Origin of the sequence: Pseudomonas sp. PGPPP1, assembly GCF_002255865.1 — a bacterium.
Classification (GTDB): Bacteria; Pseudomonadota; Gammaproteobacteria; order Pseudomonadales; family Pseudomonadaceae; genus Aquipseudomonas; species Aquipseudomonas cremoris.
Map to the genome: position 1 here is coordinate 89029 of NZ_NKIG01000020.1, position 23742 is coordinate 112770.

23 protein-coding genes are annotated in these 23742 nt (G+C 58.8%); 18 read left to right on the forward strand and 5 right to left on the reverse strand.

Going from position 1 to position 23742, the window contains the following annotated elements; translation table 11 throughout:
- Positions 1-39 precede the first annotated feature (39 nt).
- The gene (tauA, locus tag CFE47_RS21040) at positions 40-1026 is read right to left on the reverse strand and encodes a taurine ABC transporter substrate-binding protein (RefSeq protein WP_286840121.1); all 987 of its coding nucleotides are present in this window, start codon (positions 1024-1026) and stop codon (positions 40-42) included.
- 370 nt (positions 1027-1396) lie between these two features.
- Here tauA and CFE47_RS21045 point away from each other — a divergent pair, with 370 nt between their 5' ends.
- The 8 genes from CFE47_RS21045 to CFE47_RS21080 all read left to right on the forward strand — a co-directional run bounded on the left by CFE47_RS21045 (position 1397) and on the right by CFE47_RS21080 (position 8598).
- Entirely contained in the window at positions 1397-2758 is a 1362-nt protein-coding gene (locus CFE47_RS21045; RefSeq protein WP_185709776.1) for an OprD family porin, read from the forward strand.
- Positions 2759-3048: 290 nt separating this feature from the next.
- Positions 3049-3687, forward strand: coding sequence for a peroxiredoxin (locus CFE47_RS21050; RefSeq protein WP_032884255.1), 639 nt, complete (start codon positions 3049-3051; stop codon positions 3685-3687).
- A gap of 238 nt (positions 3688-3925) precedes the next feature.
- Positions 3926-4519 carry an NADPH-dependent FMN reductase gene (gene ssuE / locus CFE47_RS21055; RefSeq protein ID WP_124526829.1) on the forward strand — a complete coding sequence of 198 codons (594 nt, stop codon included), beginning with the start codon at positions 3926-3928 and terminating at the stop codon, positions 4517-4519.
- Positions 4520-4614: 95 nt separating this feature from the next.
- Positions 4615-5583 carry a sulfonate ABC transporter substrate-binding protein gene (locus CFE47_RS21060; protein ID WP_286840126.1) on the forward strand — a complete coding sequence of 323 codons (969 nt, stop codon included), beginning with the start codon at positions 4615-4617 and terminating at the stop codon, positions 5581-5583.
- A 25-nt stretch (positions 5584-5608) separates the two neighbouring features.
- Positions 5609-6757, forward strand: a complete 1149-nt coding sequence (gene ssuD, locus CFE47_RS21065; RefSeq protein ID WP_122488699.1) for an FMNH2-dependent alkanesulfonate monooxygenase — start codon at positions 5609-5611, stop codon at positions 6755-6757.
- An 8-nt stretch (positions 6758-6765) separates the two neighbouring features.
- Positions 6766-7551, forward strand: coding sequence for an aliphatic sulfonate ABC transporter permease SsuC (gene ssuC / locus CFE47_RS21070; protein WP_185709774.1), 786 nt, complete (start codon positions 6766-6768; stop codon positions 7549-7551).
- Positions 7548-8354, forward strand: a complete 807-nt coding sequence (gene ssuB, locus CFE47_RS21075; RefSeq protein ID WP_185709773.1) for an aliphatic sulfonates ABC transporter ATP-binding protein — start codon at positions 7548-7550, stop codon at positions 8352-8354. Before ssuC ends, ssuB begins: the two co-directional genes overlap by 4 nt.
- 28 nt (positions 8355-8382) lie before the next feature.
- On the forward strand, positions 8383-8598 hold the full coding sequence (locus CFE47_RS21080) for a TOBE domain-containing protein (RefSeq protein ID WP_003213899.1): 216 nt from the start codon (positions 8383-8385) through the stop codon (positions 8596-8598).
- Between the two features lie 119 nt (positions 8599-8717).
- Here the strand turns inward: CFE47_RS21080 and CFE47_RS21085 are convergent, their stop codons facing one another.
- Positions 8718-9347, reverse strand: coding sequence for a TetR/AcrR family transcriptional regulator (locus CFE47_RS21085; RefSeq protein WP_185709772.1), 630 nt, complete (start codon positions 9345-9347; stop codon positions 8718-8720).
- A 230-nt stretch (positions 9348-9577) separates the two neighbouring features.
- Positions 9578-10954, reverse strand: a complete 1377-nt coding sequence (locus CFE47_RS21090) for a glutamine synthetase family protein (protein WP_003213894.1) — start codon at positions 10952-10954, stop codon at positions 9578-9580.
- A gap of 278 nt (positions 10955-11232) precedes the next feature.
- Here CFE47_RS21090 and CFE47_RS21095 point away from each other — a divergent pair, with 278 nt between their 5' ends.
- The 8 genes from CFE47_RS21095 to CFE47_RS21130 all read left to right on the forward strand — a co-directional run bounded on the left by CFE47_RS21095 (position 11233) and on the right by CFE47_RS21130 (position 20377).
- Positions 11233-12012 carry a gamma-glutamyl-gamma-aminobutyrate hydrolase family protein gene (locus CFE47_RS21095; protein ID WP_286840137.1) on the forward strand — a complete coding sequence of 260 codons (780 nt, stop codon included), beginning with the start codon at positions 11233-11235 and terminating at the stop codon, positions 12010-12012.
- A gap of 39 nt (positions 12013-12051) precedes the next feature.
- Positions 12052-13410: a glutamine synthetase family protein gene (locus CFE47_RS21100; protein ID WP_185709770.1), complete on the forward strand. Its 1359-nt coding sequence runs from the start codon at positions 12052-12054 to the stop codon at positions 13408-13410.
- Between the two features lie 58 nt (positions 13411-13468).
- The gene (locus CFE47_RS21105; protein ID WP_286840139.1) at positions 13469-14833 is read left to right on the forward strand and encodes an aspartate aminotransferase family protein; all 1365 of its coding nucleotides are present in this window, start codon (positions 13469-13471) and stop codon (positions 14831-14833) included.
- 195 nt (positions 14834-15028) lie between these two features.
- On the forward strand, positions 15029-16123 hold the full coding sequence (locus CFE47_RS21110; RefSeq protein WP_286840176.1) for a polyamine ABC transporter substrate-binding protein: 1095 nt from the start codon (positions 15029-15031) through the stop codon (positions 16121-16123).
- A gap of 154 nt (positions 16124-16277) precedes the next feature.
- Positions 16278-17372: a polyamine ABC transporter substrate-binding protein gene (locus CFE47_RS21115; RefSeq protein ID WP_185709768.1), complete on the forward strand. Its 1095-nt coding sequence runs from the start codon at positions 16278-16280 to the stop codon at positions 17370-17372.
- A gap of 64 nt (positions 17373-17436) precedes the next feature.
- Positions 17437-18579 (forward strand): ABC transporter ATP-binding protein, encoded by a 1143-nt coding sequence (locus CFE47_RS21120; RefSeq protein ID WP_286840141.1) that lies wholly within the window; start codon positions 17437-17439, stop codon positions 18577-18579.
- Entirely contained in the window at positions 18576-19496 is a 921-nt protein-coding gene (locus CFE47_RS21125) for an ABC transporter permease subunit (protein WP_185709766.1), read from the forward strand. Before CFE47_RS21120 ends, CFE47_RS21125 begins: the two co-directional genes overlap by 4 nt.
- Positions 19493-20377, forward strand: a complete 885-nt coding sequence (locus tag CFE47_RS21130) for an ABC transporter permease subunit (protein WP_003176774.1) — start codon at positions 19493-19495, stop codon at positions 20375-20377. The genes CFE47_RS21125 and CFE47_RS21130 overlap by 4 nt, the downstream gene beginning before the upstream one ends.
- Before the next feature lie 133 nt (positions 20378-20510).
- Here the strand turns inward: CFE47_RS21130 and CFE47_RS21135 are convergent, their stop codons facing one another.
- A complete protein-coding gene (locus tag CFE47_RS21135) occupies positions 20511-21152 on the reverse strand; it encodes an HD domain-containing protein (protein WP_286840144.1) in 642 nt (213 codons plus the stop codon).
- Between the two features lie 262 nt (positions 21153-21414).
- Between CFE47_RS21135 and CFE47_RS21140 the strand changes: the two genes are divergently transcribed.
- On the forward strand, positions 21415-22380 hold the full coding sequence (locus tag CFE47_RS21140) for a GlxA family transcriptional regulator (protein WP_286840146.1): 966 nt from the start codon (positions 21415-21417) through the stop codon (positions 22378-22380).
- Here CFE47_RS21140 and CFE47_RS21145 read toward each other — a convergent pair.
- Entirely contained in the window at positions 22358-22711 is a 354-nt protein-coding gene (locus CFE47_RS21145; RefSeq protein WP_286840149.1) for a carboxymuconolactone decarboxylase family protein, read from the reverse strand. The genes CFE47_RS21140 and CFE47_RS21145 overlap by 23 nt on opposite strands.
- Before the next feature lie 100 nt (positions 22712-22811).
- Between CFE47_RS21145 and CFE47_RS21150 the strand changes: the two genes are divergently transcribed.
- Positions 22812-23714 (forward strand): AraC family transcriptional regulator, encoded by a 903-nt coding sequence (locus CFE47_RS21150; protein WP_286840152.1) that lies wholly within the window; start codon positions 22812-22814, stop codon positions 23712-23714.
- Positions 23715-23742 lie beyond the last annotated feature (28 nt).

The following is a 23742-nucleotide window of genomic DNA, read 5'->3' on the forward strand; positions in this document are numbered from 1 at the left end:
TGTGGGAGCGAGCAAGCCCGCTCCCACATTGGATTGCATTTAGTCTCGGGCGAATTTGTCAGTCACATAAGCTGAGTAGTCCGGCAGCACCGCCTCAACCTTTCCCTGCTCCTTCAAAAACTTCGCCGTCTCCCCAATTGCCTTCGCCGTGCCGCCTTTGAGCAGCGCATCGGTTTGCTGTGCCTGGGCATCCGGGAACGTAGTGCCGGCTAGCAACTCTGGAATGTCGGCAGCATTGGCGCCTGTCAATTTGGCGATTTTTTGCACGGGTTCAGAGTCCACTGTCCAGCCGTCTTTATGGGCGGCGTATTCAGCGAAGGCGTCCAGCGTGACCTTGGCAAACTTGGCCACTACGTCAGGATGTTTTTCCGCGAAATCCTTGCGCGCCACCCACACTTCAAACGTGGGCGCGCCCCACTGACCCACCTGGGCCGCGTCTGTCAGGGTTTTCCCGGTCTTGCGGATTTCGCCAAGCGCTGGCGACCACACGAACGCGCCGTCGATATCGCCACGTTTCCACGCGGCAGCAATTTCGGCGGGTTGCAGGTTCACCACTTTGACTTTTTTGCTGTCCAGGCCCCAATGCTTCAAGGCGCCGAGCAGGCTGTAATGAGAGGTCGAAACGAAGGGTGTGGCGATGGTCTTGCCGACCAGGTCTTCGGGTTTGTCGATGCCGCTGCCGTTGCGCACCACCAATGCTTCAGAAGCATTGATCTGCGCCGATACGATAAATGCCACGATCGGTAGATTACGCGAAGCCGCTGCTGCGAGAGGGCTGGAGCCGAGATTGCCGATTTGCACGTCGCCCGAGGCGATAGCCGTTACGACTTCTGGCCCACTGTTGAATCGACGCCAGGCAATTTTCTCGCCGATTGCCTTTTCATAGAGGCCGTCGGCCTGGGGAACCTTGCTTGGATCGATGCCGGTTTGGTAGCCGACGGTTAAATCGGCCGCTTTGACACCAAAAGAAAGTATTAGTGACACAAAAACTGTAACAAATTGACGGGAGGATGTGCCTTTGGCCATGATGGCGTCGCCTTTTTGATCGTGGGTGACGTGTGAAACCCTACGGCCACACTAATCGATCTAAAAAAGCGCTAACAAATACCCTTTAGGCATTAGCTTATGGAGCGGTTTGTCCCCCCGGACCTTCCCGCCTCATGGAAAGCCTTATGCCTAAATCGTATGAAAAAGAATGAAACAATTCTTTTTGGGTGTATGAAAAACTCATTACCCTGCAGGGACCAAATTAACTGCGATTAGACGAAGGTAGTAGACACACAAGGTTACGATTGACTTGGTAGTCACTATCCGGTGCTAATCGCGCATCTGTGGATCAAGGGCGTCAGACCCGAGACCAAAGAAATACAAAAATTAGAAATGAGAGGAGCGGTACATGAAGAAGTCAACATTGGCGCTGGCTGTGGCTGTCGCTGGCATTGCCCAACAGGTAAGCGCTGCTGGTTTTATCGAAGACAGCAAAGCCACCCTGGGTCTGCGTAACTTTTACATCAACACTGATAACCGCGATGGTCACCGCGGCACATCCAACTCGGCTAGCAAAAACGCCGAGTGGGGCCAAGGCTTCGACCTGCGTTTCATCTCGGGTTACACCCAAGGTACTGTCCAGTTTGGTGTTGATGCGATCGGCCTTTACGGCGTACGCCTCGATTCCAGCCATGCAGAACACGGTAACTACACTGGCACCGCTTCCGGTGGCACCGTGTTCCCAAGCGATGGCAACACTGCCGTCAACGATTTCGCCAGCCTGGGCGTGACCGGTAAGGTCAAGATCTCCCAAACCGAACTGAAGCTGGGCACCCTGCAGCCTAAGCTGCCGGTTATCGTGACCAACGATGGTCGTCTGCTGCCGCAAACCTTCCAAGGCGGCCAGATCACCACCAACGACATCAAGGATTTGACACTGGTTGCCGGCCAGATCGAAAAAGCCAAGGGTCGTAACTCCAGCAACAACGAAAACCTGTCGATTGCTAGCGCAAACGCCAGCTCGAACTACAGCGCTGGCAAGTTCAGCAACAAGTTCTACTACGCCGGTGGTGACTACAAGCTGACCAAAGACCTGACTGCCCAGTACTACTACGGCAATCTGGAAGACTTCTACAAGCAGCACTTCCTGGGCCTGACCCACAACTGGGCAATCGGCCCAGGTGTATTGAAGTCTGACCTGCGTTATTTCAACAGCTCTGACGACGGTAAAAACGGCAACACCGCCGCTTACTACACCAGTGGTAACTACCAGGGTTTTGCATCAGGCAGGGGTAAGGTTGATAACAACCTGTACAGCGGCCTGTTCCTGTACACCGTTGCCGGTCACACCTTTGGTGGTGGTTACCAGGTGAGCAATGGCAGCAGCGACTTCCCTTGGTTGAACCAGGGCGACGGTTCGTCGGCTTACATCACTACCGACATGCAAATCCAGAAGTTCGCCCGTGCTGGCGAGCGCACCTGGCAAGCACGTTACGCTTACGATTTCGCTAAAGTCGGCGTACCTGGCCTGACTGCCGGTGTTGTTTACCTCAAAGGTACCGACATCGACACCGTCACCTCCACCCGTGCTGAGCTGACCGGTCAATCCGAGTGGGAACGTGACATCACTGTTGCCTACGTAATCCCGGAAGGCCCGCTGAAAAACCTCGGTGTTGCCTGGAAAAACGCTATGTGGCGTACCGACCTGGCGAACACTCGTTCCCAGGACGAAAACCGCCTGATCGTCAGCTACTCGCTGCCACTGTTCTAGTAGCGTGAAGCTGTTGTAAGTCTGTAAAACCTTGCCCGGCCTTTGCCGGGCAAGGTTGCTTTACTTTCAAGTCGGGCTAAACCCCCGCAAGCCCTTCCTGAATCCCTCTTGTACAGCGTCTCAAGGCCTTCTCGAACCTTGAAGCGGATGTTGCTCCTCGCCCGCTGCGGCGTCCAATGAACAGATTTTTAATATTCCTTTATCGTCTAGATAAATCGATATTTATTCTTTTTAAATAAACTCCAATGCATGCACAGTAGGCTCAATAAGCACTCACCAGGAGCCACACCATGAGCCTAAGATTGGGCGACATCGCCCCCGACTTCGAACAGGATTCCAGCGCCGGCAAGATTCGTTTCCACGAATGGTTGGGCGATAGCTGGGGTGTGTTGTTTTCTCACCCGGCGGACTTCACCCCGGTGTGCACCACGGAGCTGGGTTTTACCGCCAAGCTCAAGGACGAATTCGCCCAGCGCGGTGTCAAGGCCATCGCACTGTCGGTAGACCCCGTGGACTCGCACCACAAGTGGATCGAAGACATCAACGAAACCCAGAACACAATCGTCAACTTCCCGATCCTGGCCGATGCCGATCGCAAAGTTTCGGACCTCTACGACCTGATCCACCCGAACGCCAATGACACCCTCACCGTGCGCTCGTTGTTCGTGATCGACCCGAACAAAAAGATTCGCCTGACCATCACCTACCCGGCCAGCACCGGCCGTAACTTCCACGAAATCCTGCGGGTCATTGATTCGCTGCAGTTGACCGACAACTACAAAGTCGCCACGCCCGCCAACTGGCAGGACGGTGATGAAGTGGTGATCGTGCCATCGCTCAAGGACGAGGAAGAGATCAAGAAGCGCTTTCCCAAAGGTTACCGCGCAGTGAAGCCATACCTGCGCCTGACCCCGCAGCCAAACCGCTGATACCGTCATTACAGGCAACACAGAATTTGAGTAAGACCCGTCTCACAATGCAGGGGTTTTCAGGCCGTTTTCACGGCCTTTTTTTTCGCCTGGCGATTAATAAGCCTTATATGCATTTAAAGAATAAACACATGAAAAAATGAGATTTAAAGATATATAAATCAACTGATATGGTCTGTTCCATCTTGGCGCCATCGCCACACAGCGAACCGCCGGCACTTGCTCAAGGAATTCCTGCATGTTGGTCGTAACACTTGGAGGCAGTCCCAGCCAGCGCTCCCGCTCCGGGGTCCTGCTGGAAAAAACCCGTCAGTGGCTGCAAGACAAAGGTGTGGAAGTGGTGAGTTACCAGATACGGGACTTCCCGGCTGAAGACTTGCTGCATGCACGCTTTGACAGCCCCAAGGTCATTGACCTGTTGCAGCAAGTGGCCAACGCCGATGGCCTGGTGATCGCCACGCCGGTGTACAAGGCCTCGTTCTCCGGTGCACTGAAGACCGTGCTGGACCTGCTGCCCGAACGCGCCCTGGCTCACAAGATCGTCTTGCCGATGGCCACCGGTGGCAGCATCGCCCACATGCTCGCAGTGGACTACGCCTTGAAGCCGGTGTTGTCGGCCTTGAAAGCCCAGGAATTGCTCCACGGCATCTTTGCCGAAGACAGCCAGATCGCTTACGCCGAAGGCAGTGCCCAGGCGCAATTGGTGCCGGTACTTGAACACCGTTTACACGAGGCCCTGGAGACGCTGTACGGCGCCATGGCCCGTCGCCCTAAACCGCTGGACCCCCATGTGTTGAATGAACGTTTGTTGAGTGCTCGCTGGAGCATTTGAGCCGTACCGTTTTGTAGAAGCACTCACCTTACTCAGCCGCCAACGGCCAAGCAGGTGCAGCCAACCCCCTTATCGCACTATGTGGAGAGAGCGCCATGCGCACTGTCATCTTGCGTCGTGGTCTGGTCGCACTGTTTGCTGCGGCTGTGTCCTTCGGCGCCATTGTTCAAGCCCAAGCCGCCGAGACCCTGCGGATCGGTTATCAGAAATACGGCACCCTGGTGCTGCTCAAGGCCAAGGGCACGCTTGAAAAGCGCCTGGCCGCCCAAGGCGTGAACGTGCAGTGGACCGAGTTCCCTGGCGGCCCGCAATTGCTTGAAGGCCTGAACGTCGGCTCCATCGACTTCGGTGTCACCGGCGAGACGCCGCCGGTGTTCGCCCAGGCTGCCGGCGCCGATCTGCTCTACGTCGCCTACGAGCCGCCGGCACCCACCAGCGAAGCGATCCTGGTGCCGAAAGACTCGCCGATTAAATCCGTGGCCGAGCTCAAGGGCAAGAAAGTCGTGCTCAACAAAGGCTCCAACGTGCACTACCTGCTGGTGCGTGCGCTGGAAGATGCCGGCCTGAAATACACCGACATCCAGACGGTGTTCCTGCCGCCCGCCGATGCCCGAGCCGCGTTTGAACGTGGCAGCGTGGACGCGTGGGTGATCTGGGACCCGTACCAGGCCGCCGCCGAGAAACAACTGCAAGCCCGCACCCTGCGTGACGGCACCGGCATCGCCGACAACCATCAGTTCTACCTGGCCACCAAGCCCTACGCCGAAAAACATCCGGAAGTGATCAAGGCGCTGGTGGAAGAAGTGCGCGCTGTGGGCGAGTGGTCCAAGGCCAACCCCCAGGAAGTCACCGAACAAGTCGCTCCGCTGCTCGGCCTGCCAGCTGACATCACCCTGACCTCGGTGAAACGCCAAGGCTACGGCGCGCTGTTCCTGACCCCGGAAGTGATCGCCGCCCAGCAAAAAATCGCCGACACCTTCTACCAACTCAAATTGATCCCCAAACCCTTGAGCATCAAGGACGTGATCTGGACTCCACCCGCCGCCGTTGCCAAAGCGCCGTAATCCGACTTCTTCAGGAGACAACTCCATGAGCCTCAATATTTTCTGGTTCCTGCCTACCCACGGCGACGGCCATTACCTTGGCACCGCCGAAGGCGCTCGCGCCGTTGATCACGGTTATTTGCAGCAAGTGGCCCAGGCCGCTGACCGCCTGGGCTTTGGCGGGGTGCTGATCCCCACCGGCCGTTCCTGCGAAGACTCGTGGTTGGTGGCGGCGTCGCTGATCCCGGTGACCCAGCGTTTGAAATTCCTTGTCGCCCTGCGCCCCGGGATCATTTCCCCGACGGTAGCGGCGCGCCAGGCAGCGACCCTGGACCGTTTGTCTGGCGGTCGTGCGCTGTTCAACCTGGTAACCGGTGGTGACCCAGAAGAATTGGCCGGCGATGGATTGTTCCTGAGCCACGAGGAGCGCTACCAAGCCTCGGTGGAATTCACCCGCATCTGGCGCCGTGTGCTGGAAGGCGAAACCGTGGACTACGACGGCGAGCACATCAGCGTCAAAGGCGCCAAGCTGCTCTACCCACCGATCCAGCAGCCACGTCCGCCGTTGTACTTCGGCGGTTCCTCCGACGCGGCGCAGGACCTGGCAGCCGAGCAAGTGGAAATGGTGCTGACTTGGGGCGAACCTCCGGCCGCCGTGGCGGAAAAAATTGCACAAGTGCGGGCCAAGGCTGAAAAGCTCGGGCGCACCCTGCGTTTTGGTATTCGCTTGCATGTGATCGTGCGCGAAACCAACGAAGAGGCATGGAAAGCCGCCGACAAACTGATCTCCCATGTGGACGACGACACCATCGCCCGTGCTCAAGCCTCGTTGTCGCGCTTTGATTCAGTGGGCCAGCAACGCATGGCTGCCTTGCACGGCGGTAGCCGCGACAACCTCGAAGTCAGCCCAAATCTATGGGCCGGCGTAGGCTTGGTGCGTGGCGGGGCCGGTACTGCGTTGGTAGGCGATGGCCCGACCGTTGCGGCACGGGTAAAGGAATACGCGGACCTGGGTATCGACACGTTTATCTTCTCCGGTTATCCCCACCTGGAAGAGTCGTATCGGGTCGCTGAGTTGCTGTTCCCCCACCTGGATATCGAGCGTCCCGAGCTGCCCAAAGGCGCTGGGTATGTGAGCCCGTTCGGCGAAATGGTCGCCAACGATATCCTTCCCAAAGCTGCGTCGGCGAGCTGAGGCAGCCCATGAACTATGAAAAATTGAGCCATCGCGTGGCGCCCTGGGTGCTGCCGATCTTATTGCTGGCGATATGGCAGTTGTCGGTGTCGGCAGGTTGGTTGTCGACGCGCATTCTGCCGGCGCCCAGCGCTGTGATTGCAGCCGGGGTCCATCTGGTCGCCAGCGGCGAGATCTGGACCCACCTGGCCATCAGCGGCTGGCGGGCGGGTCTGGGCTTTGTGATCGGTGGCAGCATCGGTCTGGCCCTGGGCTTTATTACGGGCCTGTCGACATGGGGCGAACGCCTGCTGGACAGCTCGGTGCAGATGATCCGTAACGTGCCGCATTTGGCGCTGATCCCGCTGGTGATCCTGTGGTTCGGCATTGACGAGACGGCGAAGATTTTCCTGGTCGCACTCGGCACGCTGTTCCCGATCTACCTGAATACCTACCACGGCATCCGCAACGTCGACCCGGCGTTGGTGGAAATGTCGCGCAGCTATGGCTTGTCCGGGTTCAGCCTGTTTCGTCAGGTGATCCTGCCGGGCGCGCTGCCGTCGATCCTGGTGGGCGTGCGGTTTGCCCTGGGCTTTATGTGGTTGACGCTGATCGTGGCGGAAACCATCTCGGCCAGCTCCGGCATCGGTTACCTGGCGATGAACGCCCGTGAATTCCTGCAAACCGACGTGGTGGTACTGGCCATCGTCATGTACGCCATCCTCGGCAAGTTGGCCGACCTGGCCGCCCGTGGCCTGGAGCGTGTGTGGCTGCGCTGGCACCCGGCTTATCAAGTAAAAGGAGGTGCGGCATGACTGCTCAACAACCTCCACGCCTGCTCAAAGGGATTCCGCTGGCGGTACGCAAATTGCGCAAAGCCTTTGGTGCGCGTGAAGTACTCAAGGACATCGACCTGCATATTCCGGCAGGCCAGTTCGTGGCCGTGGTCGGTCGCAGCGGTTGCGGTAAAAGTACCTTGCTGCGCCTGCTGGCCGGCCTCGACAAGGCCAGTGGCGGCGAGCTGCTGGCCGGCTCCGCACCGCTGAGCGAAGCGATTGAAGACACGCGGTTGATGTTCCAGGAAGCGCGCTTGCTGCCGTGGAAAAAGATCATCGACAACGTAGGCCTGGGCCTTAAAGGCAACTGGCGCCCCAAAGCCTTGGAAGCGCTGGAAGCGGTCGGCCTGGCCGAGCGTGCCAATGAGTGGCCGGCGGCGTTGTCCGGTGGCCAGAAGCAACGTGTGGCCCTGGCTCGCGCACTGATTCACCAGCCACGCCTGCTGCTGCTCGATGAACCGTTGGGTGCATTGGATGCCCTGACCCGCATCGAGATGCAGCAACTGATCGAAAACCTCTGGCAGAAGCACGGTTTCACCGTGTTGCTGGTGACTCACGACGTCAGCGAAGCCGTCGCCATTGCCGACCGGGTGATCCTGATCGAAGACGGCGAAATCGGTCTTGACCTGATTGTCGACCTGCCACGCCCACGGGCGCGTGGCTCATATCGCCTGGCTGCGCTGGAGGCCGAAGTGCTTAACCGTGTGCTGTCGTTGCCTGGCACACCGCCTGAACCCGAACCTGTTTCACCGCTGCCTACGCAATTGCGTTGGGCTCAATAACTCACTTGTCCTACGAAGAGAGAACGACATGACTATTAAAGCGATCAACGTACGTAACCAGTTCAAAGGCACCATCAAGGAAATCGTCGAAGGCGACGTGCTGTCGGAAATCGACGTGCAGACCGCGTCGGGCATCGTGACTTCCGTGATCACCACCCGCTCGGTCAAAGAGCTGGAATTGGTGATTGGCAGTGAGGTGATTGCCTTCGTTAAATCCACTGAGGTGTCGATCGCCAAGTTGTGATTGGCGTCGTTTTGAGGCCGTCATCGCGGGCAAGCCCGCTCCCACATTTTGATATGTGAATACAGTCAAATGTGGGAGCTGGCTTGCCTGCGATGAGGCCTTACCTGCCACCACAGGCCTCAACGCTTGGGCAGATAAGCCGGCAAATACAGCCCCACATACGCATCAAACACCCGCATCCCTTCCTCCGCCATACGCGGCGTGATCAGCCCATGCTGATGCACCGAGCGTGCATACACGCGGTCACTGAGCTCCAGCGCCAACGCAAACACATCCACATCGCTGGGAAGTGTCGGCACTTCAAAGTGGCGGTTGAATACCGCAAGCATCAAATCACCCAACTCCAAGTCATGCTGACGGTCAGCCTGAGTCACTTCGGTCAGCCCATGTTGCGCCAGGATCAACTGGCGGGCGGCGGCGTCCTGGTCATAGATGGTGAGCATGCGGTGCTCGACGATGTAGGACAGGTCCCGCCAGTGCTTGAGTGATTCGTGGTCGATAGGCGCCTGGATGGCCGCGCGGAAAGCGGCATGCACATCGGCGGTCAACGCCTCTAGAAGCGCCGGCACGCTGGCGAAAAAGTGGTACACCGACGACGGTGGAATCTGCGCCCGCTCGGCCACGCTGTAGATCGACAAACCGGCCACGCCTTCGGCGGCCAGCAGAGTGCGGGCGGCGTCGAGAATCGCGTCGATCCGGGCCTGGCTGCGGGCGCGGGGTTTGCGAGGGGCGGCGGGGCGGGTGGTCATGGAAGTCTCCTACAAGGCAGCGGGCATTGTATGAGCAGGAATGGGTGTTGTCTTCAAGGCCGCCATCGCAGGAAAGCCAGCTCCCACAGTTGACTGCATTTCAACGTTGGAACTCGGTCAACTGTGGGAGCTGGCTTGCCTGCGATGAATCCACCTCGGTCTACCTGGAAAAACCCATAAAAAAACGCCCCAGACCAAAAGCCTGTGGCGTTTTTTATTGCAGCCGCCGTTTAGACGGTATGCAGGTACCAGTTGTACTCAAGGTCGGAGATGGAGTGTTCGAACTCCTCCAGCTCACTTTCCTTACAGGCGACGAAGATATCGATGTATTTAGGATCGATGTACTTGGCCATCACCTCGCTGTCGTCCAACTCGCGCAGGGCATCGCGCAGGTTGTTCGGCAGGCTCTGTTCGTTCTGCTCGTAGCTGTTGCCTTCCACCGGTGCGCCAGGCTCGATCTTGTTGGTCAGGCCGTGGTGCACGCCTGCCAACACCGAAGCCATCAGCAGGTAAGGGTTGGCGTCGGCACCGGCCACACGGTGTTCGATACGTACGGCGTCGGACGAGCCGGTCGGTACGCGAATCGCCACGGTGCGGTTGTCCAGGCCCCAGCACGGCGAGTTCGGCACGTAGAACTGTGCGCCGAAACGACGGTAGGAGTTGACGTTAGGGCACAGGAACGCCATTTGGGCGGGCAGGGTCTCCAGCACACCGCCGATTGCGTGACGCAATGCGGCGTTCTGCTCGGGATCCTCGCTGGCAAAGATGTTCTTGCCGTCCTTGTCCAGAATGGAGATGTGTACGTGCAAACCGTTGCCTGCCTGACCTGGGTAAGGCTTGGCCATGAAGGTGGTGTCCATCTCATGGTCGTAGGCGATGTTCTTGATCAGACGCTTGAGCAATACCGCGTAGTCGCACGCCTTGATCGGGTCGGCGACGTGGTGCAGGTTCACTTCGAACTGCGCCGGGGCACTTTCCTTGACGATGGCGTCGGCGGGAATGCCTTGCTCCTTCGCACCTTCCAGAATGTCCTGGAGGCAGTCGACGTATTCGTCGAGATCGTCGATCAGGTAGACCTGTGTCGAGTGCGGGCGTTTGCCGGAGATCGGCGAGCGGGGAGGTTGTGGGCGGCCGTTCACGTTCTCCTGGTCGATCAGGTAGAACTCAAGCTCGAAGGCTGCGCAGATGGTCAGACCGAGGTCGTCAAATTTGCTTACAACTTGGCGGAGCACTTCGCGCGGATCGGCGAAGAAAGGTTCACCTTCAAGTTCGTGCATGGTCATCAGCAGTTGCGCGGTAGGGCGCTTTTGCCAGGGTTCATTGCACAGGGTGTCAGGGATCGGATAACAGATTCGGTCAGCATCACCGATGTCCAGACCCAGGCCGGTGCTTTCCACCGTCGAGCCATTGATATCCAGGGCAAATAAAGAGGCAGGCAGGTTAATGCCCTTCTCGTAAACCTTGTGGAGGCTGGTGCGTTCGATGCGCTTGCCGCGCACCACACCATTCATATCCGCAATTAGAAGGTCTACGTACAGAACCTCAGGATGATCCTTAAGGAACGCGTTCGCTTCGTTAAGCTGAACGGCACGCGGGGGTACCGACATGATGCAACACCTTTGTTGTTAAAAATATCAATCATTGATCTTTTCTGGTTTCAGTCAACCCGAACGGCATGCCGAAGTCAAGCGAGGCCTTTTTTGCCCTAAAAAAGCGCCTCGGAGGCTTTTTTGGGGCTTTTTGGGGCGGTTTTTTGGGTTTGGGGGGCTTGGGACTCGCAGGCTTGAGCGGGCCGTGTTGTATTTTTTACGGGGGTGTTGTGTAAAAAAATGAACAAGGCTAAGCTCGATTCAAACCCATAACAGCAATAATACCGGGGTGCTTCATGTCTCGCCTGCCGTTAATCGGCGTCACCGCCTGCTCCAAACAGGTTGGTCTGCATGCTTATCACATCAGTGGCGACAAGTACGTCCGTGCAGTGGCCACCGCTGCCAAGGGCTTGCCATTGATCATTCCGTCCCTTGGGGACTTGTTCGAACCGGCCAATATTCTTGACGGTCTGGACGGCATCCTGTTTACCGGCTCTCCCTCCAATATCGAACCCTTTCACTACGACGGTCCGGCCAGCGCGCCCGGGACTGCTCATGATTCTGCACGGGACCAAACCACCCTGCCGCTGTTGCGCGCCGCGATTGCCGCAGGCGTACCGGTGCTGGGCATTTGCCGGGGTTTCCAGGAGATGAACGTGGCCTTTGGCGGCAGCCTGCACCAGAAGGTTCATGAAGTGCCGGGCATGATGGATCACCGCGAAGACGACACCCAACCGCTGGACGTCCAGTACGGTCCGGCGCACGCCGTGGCGATCTCCCCGAATGGGGTATTGGCAAGCCTGGGGTTGCCGCCGACGATTCAGGTCAACTCGATTCACAGCCAGGGCGTTGACCGCCTTGCGCCCGGCTTGCAAGTCGAAGCCACGGCGCCCGATGGCTTGATCGAAGCTTTCTCGGTGAAAGAGGGCAAGGCTTTTGCTTTAGGAGTGCAATGGCACCCCGAATGGCAGGTAAGCTCTAACCCGCACTATCTCGCGATCTTCCAGGCATTTGGCACCGCCTGTCGAAAGCGGGCGATGCAACGCGACGCGGATGCTGCGTCAACCAACGCCTGACCTTTAATGGATGTCAGGAAACCCAGCCCAGAGGCATTTATGAGTAACAACCTCGACCAGCTCACCGATTGGTTGAAAGACCACAAGATCACAGAAGTCGAATGCATGATTGGCGACCTCACGGGCATCACCCGTGGCAAGATCTCGCCGACCAACAAGTTCATCGCCGAAAAAGGCATGCGCCTGCCCGAGAGCGTTCTGTTGCAGACCGTGACCGGCGACTATGTCGAAGACGACATCTATTACGAATTGCTCGACCCGGCCGACATCGACATGATCTGCCGGCCCGACCAGAACGCGGTTTACCTGGTGCCCTGGGCCATCGAGCCCACCGCCCAGGTGATCCACGACACCTACGACAAGCAAGGCAACCCGATCGAGCTGTCGCCACGCAACGTGCTCAAGAAAGTCCTCCAGCTCTACGCCGATAAAGGCTGGCAGCCCATCGTGGCGCCGGAGATGGAGTTCTACCTGACCAAGCGCTGCGAAGACCCGGACTTCCCGCTGCAACCGCCGATCGGCCGTTCCGGTCGCCCGGAGACCGGTCGCCAGTCCTTCTCTATAGAAGCCGCCAACGAATTCGACCCGTTGTTCGAAGACGTCTACGACTGGTGCGAACTGCAGGAACTGGACCTCGACACCCTGATCCACGAGGACGGCACTGCGCAGATGGAAATCAACTTCCGTCACGGCGATGCCCTGTCCCTGGCCGACCAGATCCTGGTGTTCAAGCGCACCATGCGTGAAGCCGCGCTCAAGCACAACGTGGCTGCCACCTTCATGGCCAAGCCCATGACCGGCGAGCCCGGCAGTGCGATGCACCTGCACCAGAGCATCATCGACATCGCCACCGGCAAGAACGTCTTCTCCAATGAAGACGGGACCATGAGCCAGCTGTTCCTCAACCACATTGGCGGCTTGCAGAAGTTCATTCCTGAATTGCTGCCGTTGTTTGCCCCCAACGTGAACTCGTTCCGCCGCTTCCTGCCCGATACCTCGGCGCCGGTGAACGTGGAATGGGGCGAAGAAAACCGCACCGTCGGCCTGCGCGTACCGGATGCCGGCCCGCAAAACCGTCGTGTGGAAAACCGTCTGCCGGGTGCCGACGCCAACCCGTACCTGGCGATCGCCGCCAGTTTGCTGTGTGGCTACATCGGCATGGTCGAAGGCCATAACCCGAGCGCGCCGGTGGTGGGTCGTGGTTACGAGCGGCGCAACCTGCGTCTGCCGTTGACCATCGAAGACGCCCTGGAGCGCATGGAAAACAGCAAGACCATCGAGAAATACCTGGGTCAGAAATTCATCACAGGCTACGTCGCGGTCAAGCGGGCCGAGCATGAAAACTTCAAGCGCGTGATCAGTTCGTGGGAGCGGGAATTCCTGCTCTTCGCCGTCTGATGCGCCGGGCGCGCCCTTTAAACGGCGCGCCCTTCACTGAAAAGTCTAGGAGATTGGTATGTCCAGCAACAACCCGCAAACCCGTGAATGGCAAGCCTTGAGCAGTGATCACCACCTGGCGCCGTTCAGCGACTTCAAGCAATTGAAAGAGAAAGGTCCGCGCATCATTACCAAAGCCCACGGCGTTTACCTGTGGGACAGCGAAGGCAACAAGATCCTCGACGGTATGGCCGGCCTGTGGTGCGTGGCGATCGGTTACGGTCGCGATGAACTGGCTGACGCCGCCGCCAAGCAGATGAAAGAACTGCCGTACTACAACCTGTTCTTCCAGACCGCTCACCCGCCGGTGCTGGAGCTGGCCAAGGCCATTTCCGACATCGCACCTGCCGGCATGAACCACGTGTTCTTCACCGGTTCCGGCTCCGAAGGCAACGACACCATGTTGCGCATGGTCCGCCACTTCTGGGCGATCAAAGGCCAGCCGAACAAGAAAACCATCATCAGCCGCAAGAATGGCTACCACGGCTCCACCGTGGCCGGCGCCAGCTTGGGCGGCATGACGTATATGCACGAACAAGGCGACTTGCCGATCCCGGGCATCACCCACATCGCCCAGCCGTACTGGTTTGGCGAAGGCGGCGACATGAGCCCGGAAGAATTCGGCGTGTGGGCCGCCAACCAGCTGGAAGAAAAGATCCTGGAACTGGGCGTGGACACCGTCGGTGCCTTTATTGCCGAGCCGATCCAGGGCGCCGGTGGCGTGATCGTGCCGCCAGCCACTTACTGGCCGCGCATCAAGGAAATCCTCGCCAAGTACGACATCCTGTTTATCGCTGACGAAGTGATCTGTGGTTTCGGCCGTACCGGTGAGTGGTTCGGTAGCGATTTCTACGACCTCAAGCCGCACATGATGACCATCGCCAAGGGCCTGACCTCGGGTTATATCCCCATGGGCGGTTTGATCGTGCGCGATGAAGTGGTGGATGTGCTCAATGAAGGCGGTGATTTCAACCACGGTTTCACCTACTCCGGTCACCCGGTGGCCGCAGCGGTGGCCCTGGAAAACATCCGCATTATGCGCGATGAAAAAATCGTTAACCGCGTGCATGACGAAACGGCACCGTATTTGCAGAAACGTCTGAGGGAACTGGCTGATCACCCGTTGGTGGGTGAAGTGCGCGGTGTAGGCATGCTCGGTGCGATTGAACTGGTGCAGGACAAGGCCACGCGCAAACGCTACGAAGGCCGTGGTGTTGGCATGATTTGCCGGACGTTCTGCTTCGAGAATGGCCTGATCATGCGCGCCGTGGGCGACACCATGATCATTTCGCCGCCGCTGGTGATCAGCAAGGCTGAGATCGACGAGCTGGTGACCAAGGCTCGCCAGTGCCTGGACCTGACTTTGGCGGCATTGCAGGGCTAAGTGCTAGGCTCAGGACGCAGCAGCTTTCGGGCGCTGCGTCCTGAGCAGTGATAAATGAGGCTTTGGTTGAAAGCCGGCCTCAGAACTTGCCAGACTGTCGCCCTGTTTTGTTGCCCTTTAGACGGGCCGCAGAACCTAGTAAGAACGTGGCCCAAAAAAGAAAAATTGGAGCATCACCAAATGAAGGCATTAGGTTTGAAGAACGCTGGCAAGACCCTCCTCGCCTTGTCCCTGATGGGCGCAATGGCGGGCGCGGCCCAGGCAGACAATAAAGTACTGCACGTCTACAACTGGTCCGACTACATTGCACCGGACACCATCGCCAACTTTGAAAAAGAGTCGGGCATCAAAGTGGTGTACGACGTTTTCGACAGTAACGAAACCCTGGAAGCCAAGTTGCTGGCAGGCAAGTCCGGTTACGACATCGTCGTACCGTCGAACAACTTCCTGGCCAAGCAGATCAAGGCGGGTGTCTACCAGGAGCTGGACAAGTCCAAGCTGTCCAACTACGACAACCTGAACAAGTCCCTGCTTAAAGCCGTGTCGGTCAGCGACCCGGACAACAAGCACGCCTTCCCGTACATGTGGGGCTCGATCGGCATCGGCTACAACCCGGAGAAGGTCAAGGCTGCGCTGGGCGTGGACAAGATCGACTCGTGGGACTTCATCCTCAAGCCAGAAAACCTCGCCAAGCTCAAAAGCTGCGGCGTGAGCTTCCTCGACTCGCCTACCGAAATGCTGCCAGTAGCGCTGCATTACCTGGGCCTGCCGACCGACACCCAGAAAAAAGCCGACCTCAAGCAAGCCGAGGACCTGTTCCTCAAGCTGCGTCCATCGATCGGTTACTTCCACTCGTCCAAGTACATCTCGGACCTGGCCAACGGCAACATCTGCGTAGCCGTGGGTTACTCGGGTGACGTGCAACAGGCCAAGTCCCGTGCGGCTGAAGCCGGCGGCAAGGTCAAGGTTGCCTACGACATTCCGAAAGAAGGCGCCGGTAGCTTCTACGACATGGTCGCCATCCCTAAAGATGCCGAAAACGTCGAAGCGGCCTACAAGTTCATGAACTACCTGCTTGAGCCAAAAGTGATGGCCGGGATCACCAACAGCGTACGTTTCCCGAACGGTAACGAGAAAGCCACAGCACTGGTGGATAAAGACATCACCAGCGACCCAGGCATCTACCCATCGGCGGACGTGCAAGCCAAGCTCTACGCGATTGCTGACTTGCCGGCTGCGACCCAGCGTGAAATGACGCGCAGCTGGACCAAGATCAAATCCGGTAAGTAACCGGTCTTTGTCCGCCACCGCGAATGCCGCGGTGGCGGATGACATAAATAAATGACAGAAAGTTTTGCCGGATCGGTTTATCGAGGGTAAGTTGCGCGCCGGTTTTGTTGCCGGGCAACAACTTTAAGGCCCAACTATTTAAGAGGACCTCCACTTGCCAATTTCTTTATTTCGCAAAGCCATGCTGGTGGGTGCAGGTATCACGCTGACATTGAGCGTGCAGGCCGCACCGACGGTGCATATTTATAACTGGTCGGACTACATCGGCACCGACACCCTGGCCAACTTCGAAAAGGCCACCGGTATCAAGCCTGTGTATGACGTGTTTGATTCCAACGAAACCCTGGAAGGCAAGTTGCTGGCCGGGCGTACCGGCTACGACGTGGTCGTGCCGTCGAACCACTTCCTCGGCAAGCAAATCAAGGCCGGGGCGTTCCAGAAACTCGACAGGTCGTTGCTGACTAACTATTCAAACCTTGACCCGGCGCTGCTCAAGCGCCTGGAAAAGAACGATCCGGGTAACCAGTACGCCGTGCCGTACCTGTGGGGCACCAACGGCATCGGTTACAACGTCGATAAAGTGAAAGAAGTGCTGGGTGTCGACCATATCGACTCCTGGGCCGTTTTGTTCGAGCCGGAGAACATGAAGAAGCTGGCGACGTGCGGCGTGTCGTTCATGGACTCGGCCGATGAAATGCTGCCGGCGGTCCTCAATTACATGGGCCTGAACCCTAACAGCGAGAACCCCGAAGACTACAAGAAGGCCGAAGCGAAGCTGCTTAAAGTGCGGCCCTACGTGACCTATTTCCATTCTTCCAAATACATCTCCGACCTGGCCAACGGCAACATCTGCGTGGCCGCCGGGTTCTCCGGCGATGTGTTCCAGGCCAAGGCCCGTGCGGCCGAGGCTGGCAAGGGCGTGAACATCGCCTACGCGATTCCGAAAGAAGGCGGCAACCTGTGGTTTGACGTGCTGGCGATCCCCAAGGACGCCGCCAACGTCAAAGAGGCCCACGCCTTCATCAACTATTTGCTGCAACCTGAGGTGATCGCTCAGGTCAGTGATTACGTCGGTTATGCCAACCCTAATCCAGGGGCGGACAAACTGATGGAGCAATCGATACGCACCGACGAAGCGGTTTACCCACCGCAGGCGGTTCTCGACCGGACGTTCGTCAACTTCGAGTTACCCCCGAAAGTGCAGCGTTTAATGACCCGTAGCTGGACCAAGGTCAAGACGGGCAAGTAAGGCTCAAACTATCCAAGGTTCGCCCGCCTCGGGCGCACAGAATTTTTTGTTGGGAGTTTCGTAAATGGCAGTTGCCTCCGGCGCCTATAAGAAAGCCCTCGAGGGCGACCAGACACCTAAACAGGTGTTGGTCAAAATCGACCGGGTCACGAAGAAGTTCGACGAGACGATTGCCGTGGACGATGTGTCCCTGGAAATCAAGAAAGGCGAGATCTTCGCCTTGCTCGGCGGTTCGGGTTCGGGCAAATCCACCTTGCTGCGCATGCTCGCAGGCTTTGAGCGCCCAACGGAAGGTCGCATCTACCTCGACGGTGTGGACATCACCGATATGCCGCCCTACGAGCGGCCGATCAACATGATGTTCCAGTCCTACGCCTTGTTCCCGCACATGACCGTGGCGCAGAACATAGCCTTCGGCCTGCAACAGGACAAGATCCCCAAGGCCGAGGTCGACGCCCGTGTGGCCGAGATGCTCAAGCTGGTACAGATGAGCCAGTACGCCAAGCGCAAGCCGCATCAGTTGTCCGGTGGCCAGCGTCAGCGTGTGGCGTTGGCGCGTTCCCTGGCCAAGCGTCCGAAACTGCTGCTGCTCGATGAGCCCATGGGCGCCCTCGACAAGAAGCTGCGTTCGCAGATGCAACTGGAACTGGTGGAGATCATCGAGCGCGTGGGCGTGACCTGCGTCATGGTGACCCACGACCAGGAAGAGGCCATGACCATGGCCGAGCGCATCGCGATCATGCACCTGGGCTGGATTGCGCAGATCGGCAGCCCGATCGACATCTACGAAACGCCTACCAGCCGCCTGGTGTGCGAGTTCATCGGCAACGTCAATATCTTCGAAGGTGAAGTGATCGACGACGCCGAGGGCCACGCGACCATCACCTGCAAGGACCTCGACCGCAACATCTACGTCGGTCACGGTATCAGCACCTCGGTGCAGGACAAGTCCGTTACCTACGCGATTCGCCCGGAAAAGCTGCTGGTGACCGCCGATATGCCGACCTGCGAATACAACTGGTCCAGCGGCAAGGTACATGACATTGCCTACCTCGGCGGCCACTCGGTGTTCTACGTCGAACTGCCAAGCGGCAAGCTGGTGCAGTCCTTCGTCGCCAACGCCGAGCGCCGTGGCCAGCGACCGACCTGGGGTGACCAGGTGTACGTGTGGTGGGAAGACGACAGCGGCGTGGTACTTCGCTCATGAACATGAAGAAGCTCAAGCGCCAGTTGCAACGAATAACACCCGGTGGCCGGCATGTGGTCATCGGGATCCCCTTCCTCTGGTTGTTCCTGTTCTTCATGCTGCCGTTCTTCATCGTCTTGAAGATCAGCTTCGCCGAAGCCGACGTAGCGATCCCGCCTTACACCGAGATCTACACCTTCGTTGAGCAGAAACTGCAGTTGGTGCTCAACCTGGCCAACTACGCGATGCTCGGCGACGACGAGTTGTACATCGCCGCGTACCTGGGCTCGCTGAAAATGGCGTTTTTCAGCACGCTGTTGTGCCTGTTGATCGGCTACCCGATGGCCTACGCCATTGCCAGTGCGCGCAAAGAGATGCAAACCGTGCTGGTGCTGCTGATCATGATGCCGACCTGGACGGCGATCCTGATCCGCGTGTATGCGTGGATGGGCATCCTCAGCAACAACGGTTTGCTCAATGGCTTCCTGATGTCCATCGGGTTGATCAACGAACCGCTGCAGATCCTCAACACCAACATCGCGGTGTATATCGGCGTGGTCTATTCGTACCTGCCGTTCATGATCCTGCCGCTGTACGCCAACCTGGTGAAGCACGACCAGAGCCTGCTGGAAGCTGCATCCGACCTGGGGTCGAGCACCTTCAACAGCTTCTGGAAAATCACCGTGCCGCTGTCCAAGAACGGCATCATCGCCGGCTGCATGCTGGTCTTCATCCCGGTGGTGGGCGAGTTCGTGATCCCGGAACTGCTGGGCGGCCCGGAAACCCTGATGATCGGTAAAGTGTTGTGGCAAGAATTCTTCAACAACCGTGACTGGCCGGTGGCGTCTGCCCTGGCGGTGGTGATGCTGGCGATCCTGATCGTGCCCATCATCCTGTTCAACCGCAGCCAAGCCAAAGAGATGGAGGGCAAGATATGAAGCGCGTCAGTTTCTCAAGCTTCATGCTGGTGGCGGGGTTGCTGTTTATCTACCTGCCGATGCTGATCCTGGTGATCTACTCGTTCAACGAATCCAAGCTGGTGACAGTGTGGGGCGGTTGGTCGATCAAGTGGTACGTGGGCCTGCTGGACAACACCCAGTTGATGGGCTCGGTCGCGCGCTCCCTGGAAATCGCCTGCTACACGGCGGTGGCAGCGGTGGCGCTGGGTACGTTGGCGGCATTCGTGCTGACGCGCATCAGCCAGTTCAAGGGCCGCACGCTGTTCGGCGGCCTGGTGACCGCGCCGTTGGTAATGCCGGAAGTGATCACCGGTCTGTCGCTGTTGCTGCTGTTTGTGGCCATGGCGCAGATGATCGGCTGGCCCCAGGAGCGGGGCATCGTCACCATCTGGATCGCCCACACCACGTTCTGTGCGGCGTATGTGGCGGTGGTGGTGTCGGCACGTTTGCGTGAGCTGGACCTGTCGATTGAAGAAGCGGCGATGGACCTGGGCGCACGGCCGTGGAAGGTGTTCTTCCTGATCACGATCCCGATGATCGCGCCCTCGTTGGCGGCGGGCGGCATGATGTCGTTCGCGCTGTCCCTCGATGACCTGGTACTGGCCAGCTTCGTGTCGGGCCCGGGTTCGACCACCTTGCCGATGGAAGTGTTTTCCGCGGTGCGCCTTGGGGTTAAACCCGAGATCAACGCCGTGGCCAGCCTGATCCTGTTGGCGGTGTCGCTGGTGACATTCCTGGTGTGGTTCTTCAGCCGTCGTGCCGAAGAACACCGCAAGAAAGCCATCCAGCAAGCGATTGAAGAAGCGGCGGCGGATGGCTGGCAACAGCCGGACAAGCGTCGGGCGCCTGCACCGGTCTAAAAACCGGATCAAAATGTGGGAGCTGGCTTGCCTGCGATAGCAATCTATCAGTGACTGATTTGTTTACTGATACACCGCTATCGCAGGCAAGCCAGCTCCCACAGTGGTTTTGTGGTGTTTATAAGGTTGTGTTTCAGGCAGCCCAAGGCGATTTACGAATCACCTCCACAAAATTCATCGGCTTGAACCCCGGTTCCTGATCCACCAGCACATCGGTCTTCACGTTGCCAAACGTGGTCTGCGGACGATGACGCAAACCATCGGCAAATGCGCAGATGATGCACTCCTTGAACCCTTCACCGCGTGGATGCGCATGTACCACCGCTTCGCGCTGCACGGTAGAAAACGCTGCGTAGTCCATGCCCAGCACGTCCATTTCCACGCCCGCCGTGACCAGCGCGACGGTGGGGCGCAGATGTTGCGGCACGCCCGGTGTGGTGTGCAGCGCGATGGACAACCACACCTGTTCGATATCGTCATCGCTCAGCCCGTAGGGCTTGAGGAACGCCGCCGCTGCATTGGCGCCGTCCACTTCGAACCGTTCGTTGTCACTGCGATGGCCTTCGACCAAGCCCAGGTCATGGAACATCGCGCCGACGTAAAGCAGTTCCGGGTTGTAGGCCAGTTGCTTGCGCTCACCGCTCAACGCGCCGAACAGGAATACCCGGCGGGAGTGGTGGTAGAGCAGGTCGGATTCGACGTCGCGGATGTATTCGGTGGTGGCCTTGGCCAAGGCGCTGTCGGGGATCTGGATACCGGCGATGGTGGTGGTCATGGTGGTGCTCCTCTGGAAAGATTCCAGTCTGGTCGCGTGCCCGCGATGGGGCTATCGCGGCGAGGGAGCGATCCCGGCCAATGTGCCTTCACATCGTGCCAAGGGTGCACTCGGTCAAATGTGGGAGCTGGCTTGCCTGCGATAGGATCAACTCGGTATACCTGATGGACCGGGGTGCCTGCATCGCAGCGATGCGGCGACCCGACAAGCCAGCTCCCACAGAGGTTTTGTGTTTGTCCAGTTAGAAAAGGTGTTTGTGAGTATGAGCAAAACCGTCGCCATCTTGATCTTCCCCGGCGTCCAGTCGCTGGATGTGACCGGCCCTATGGACGTGTTCTGCGAGGCCAATCGGTTTCTACCGCCGCAAGACCATTACCACTTGGAAGTCATCGGCCTCGGCCACGGCAGCATGGCGGCCTCCAACGGCTTGTCATTGCAGGCACACCGGCATTACAGCGAAGCCCTGAACGCCTATGACCTGTTGCTGGTCGCAGGTGGCCCGCAGTTGCCCTTCGAGGACTTCGGCGCGCTCTTTGATGACTGGCTACGCGGCGCAACCCAAAGAGCACAGCGCTTCGGCTCGATCTGCAATGGCGCCTTCATGCTCGCCCGCGCGGGGCTGCTGGACGGCAAGACCGTCACCACTCATTGGAACGATGCCGCCGACCTGGCGCGCCTGTGCCCCACGGCCCAGGTCGAAGCCGACCGCCTGTATGTGCAGGATGGCAACCTCTACACCTCGGCGGGTGTGACGGCGGGCATCGACCTGTCGCTGTACCTGTTGGCTCAGGACCACGGCCCGGAAGTCGCGCTAAGCGTGGCCAAGCGCCTCGTAGTGTTCACTCAGCGCTCGGGCGGGCAGTCGCAGTTCAGTCCATTTCTGACACCCCACGCCGAAACCACCTCGGCGGTGGCGCTGGTGCAGTTGTACGTATTGGCGAACCTGACGGGGGATTTGACCATCGCCGACCTGGCCAAGGCGGCGAACATGAGTGCGCGCAACTTCTCCCGGGTGTTTGCCCGCGAAGCACGGATCACTCCGGCGGAGTTTGTCGAGCGAGCACGGGTAGACGCGGCGCGGGTGATGCTCGAGAGCAGCCCCGCACCGCTGAAAACCGTGGCCTACCAATGCGGCTTTCGCGACGCCCAGCACATGCGCAGTGTGTTCAACCGTCGGCTGGGCGTGACGCCGCAACAGTTCCGGCTTAATTTTGCTGCGCCGGTTTGAGCGTGTCGTAGGCTTCCAGCGCGCGCAGCGAGTAGATATACGCCGCGCCTGCGTTCAGCGAGATTGCGGTGGCCAGGGTCGCGGCGACTTCTTCGCGAGTGGCGCCGGCCTTGATCGCCGCATCCGCGTGCACACCGATGCAACCGTCGCAGCGCGTGGTAATGGCCACCGCGATGGAAATCAACTCACGGGTCTTGGCGTCGAGGACGTTGTTTTCCTCGGCAGCTTCGCCCAGCGCCATGTAGGCTTTGACCATCTTCGGGTTGCTCTTGCCCAGCGCGCCAAAGGCTTTCTTCACGGTAGGCAGCAAGTCGGACCAGTTATTGAACATTGCGGTAACTCCTGAACAGGGTGGGGTGTGAAACCAGTCTGTGCCGTTCAGGACCGGCATTCTTGTTCAATCCGCTCATCTTTTTGACCGATGCTCGCAAATGAATTCGATCGACACGCTTATCGCGCTGGCCAACCTGCGCGGCAGCCTGGATTTACGCTGCCAGTTCCAGGGTGACTGGGCGCTGGACCATGCTCCCGAAAAACTGGGCGTGGCGCCTTATCACATCGTGCTCAGCGGTACATGCCGCGCGGAGTTGTCCGGCGGGCAACAGGTGGTGCTGGAGCCGGGCGATATCCTGCTGATGCCCGGCGGTGCTACCCATTTGCTGCGCAGCCAGGGCGCGCGAATTGCGCCGATGCAGCCCAAGGTCATTGATGGCGGCCTGCTTCAAGTGCATCGCCTGGGGGGCGATCAGCCGGATGTGGAGATGCTCTGCGGCAGCTTCCACTACAACCCTCAATCCTTGCTGTTGAGTGCGTTGCCGCATTACTTGGTGGTCTCCAGCCGCGAGTGGCAGGGTGATGGGCAATTAGCGGCATTGATTGCCTTGTTGCGCAGCGAGGCGGATGGGCAACAGATCGGCGCCCGCACGTTTATCGACGCGCTGTCATCGGCACTGTTCACCCTGATTTTGCGCACCTGGCTGAGCCGCCAAGCGCCGGTGGCCGGTACGTTTGCGCTGTTGGCCGACAAGCGTTTGAGCAAGGCCTGGCAGGCGATGCTGGCCGACCCCGGCCATGAGTGGACCATCGACCGCCTGGCGGTTGCAGCGACGATGTCACGGGCGACGTTCATGCGTGCGTTTGTGAAGGTGGCAGGCGTATCGCCGTGGGTGCTGTTGACGCAGTTACGCATGGAGCTGGCGTTCAACCTGTTGCGCCAGTCGCGCCTTAGCCTGCTGGATATCGCCGCTCAAGTCGGTTACCAGTCCCAGGCGGCGTTCAGCAAGAAGTTCAAGGACACCTACGGTGAAACGCCGGGGCGGTTGCGCGGCCGGTAGCGGTCATACCGCTGGACAAAATGTGGGA

Coding starts and splice junctions, on each gene's coding strand:
- tauA (WP_286840121.1), bottom strand. CDS start 1,026: ATGGCCAAAGGCACATCCTCCCGTCAATTTGTTACAGTTTTTGTGTCA.
- CFE47_RS21045 (WP_185709776.1), top strand. CDS start 1,397: ATGAAGAAGTCAACATTGGCGCTGGCTGTGGCTGTCGCTGGCATTGCC.
- CFE47_RS21050 (WP_032884255.1), top strand. CDS start 3,049: ATGAGCCTAAGATTGGGCGACATCGCCCCCGACTTCGAACAGGATTCC.
- ssuE (WP_124526829.1), top strand. CDS start 3,926: ATGTTGGTCGTAACACTTGGAGGCAGTCCCAGCCAGCGCTCCCGCTCC.
- CFE47_RS21060 (WP_286840126.1), top strand. CDS start 4,615: ATGCGCACTGTCATCTTGCGTCGTGGTCTGGTCGCACTGTTTGCTGCG.
- ssuD (WP_122488699.1), top strand. CDS start 5,609: ATGAGCCTCAATATTTTCTGGTTCCTGCCTACCCACGGCGACGGCCAT.
- ssuC (WP_185709774.1), top strand. CDS start 6,766: ATGAACTATGAAAAATTGAGCCATCGCGTGGCGCCCTGGGTGCTGCCG.
- ssuB (WP_185709773.1), top strand. CDS start 7,548: ATGACTGCTCAACAACCTCCACGCCTGCTCAAAGGGATTCCGCTGGCG.
- CFE47_RS21080 (WP_003213899.1), top strand. CDS start 8,383: ATGACTATTAAAGCGATCAACGTACGTAACCAGTTCAAAGGCACCATC.
- CFE47_RS21085 (WP_185709772.1), bottom strand. CDS start 9,347: ATGACCACCCGCCCCGCCGCCCCTCGCAAACCCCGCGCCCGCAGCCAG.
- CFE47_RS21090 (WP_003213894.1), bottom strand. CDS start 10,954: ATGTCGGTACCCCCGCGTGCCGTTCAGCTTAACGAAGCGAACGCGTTC.
- CFE47_RS21095 (WP_286840137.1), top strand. CDS start 11,233: ATGTCTCGCCTGCCGTTAATCGGCGTCACCGCCTGCTCCAAACAGGTT.
- CFE47_RS21100 (WP_185709770.1), top strand. CDS start 12,052: ATGAGTAACAACCTCGACCAGCTCACCGATTGGTTGAAAGACCACAAG.
- CFE47_RS21105 (WP_286840139.1), top strand. CDS start 13,469: ATGTCCAGCAACAACCCGCAAACCCGTGAATGGCAAGCCTTGAGCAGT.
- CFE47_RS21120 (WP_286840141.1), top strand. CDS start 17,437: ATGGCAGTTGCCTCCGGCGCCTATAAGAAAGCCCTCGAGGGCGACCAG.
- CFE47_RS21125 (WP_185709766.1), top strand. CDS start 18,576: ATGAACATGAAGAAGCTCAAGCGCCAGTTGCAACGAATAACACCCGGT.
- CFE47_RS21130 (WP_003176774.1), top strand. CDS start 19,493: ATGAAGCGCGTCAGTTTCTCAAGCTTCATGCTGGTGGCGGGGTTGCTG.
- CFE47_RS21135 (WP_286840144.1), bottom strand. CDS start 21,152: ATGACCACCACCATCGCCGGTATCCAGATCCCCGACAGCGCCTTGGCC.
- CFE47_RS21140 (WP_286840146.1), top strand. CDS start 21,415: ATGAGCAAAACCGTCGCCATCTTGATCTTCCCCGGCGTCCAGTCGCTG.
- CFE47_RS21145 (WP_286840149.1), bottom strand. CDS start 22,711: ATGTTCAATAACTGGTCCGACTTGCTGCCTACCGTGAAGAAAGCCTTT.
- CFE47_RS21150 (WP_286840152.1), top strand. CDS start 22,812: ATGAATTCGATCGACACGCTTATCGCGCTGGCCAACCTGCGCGGCAGC.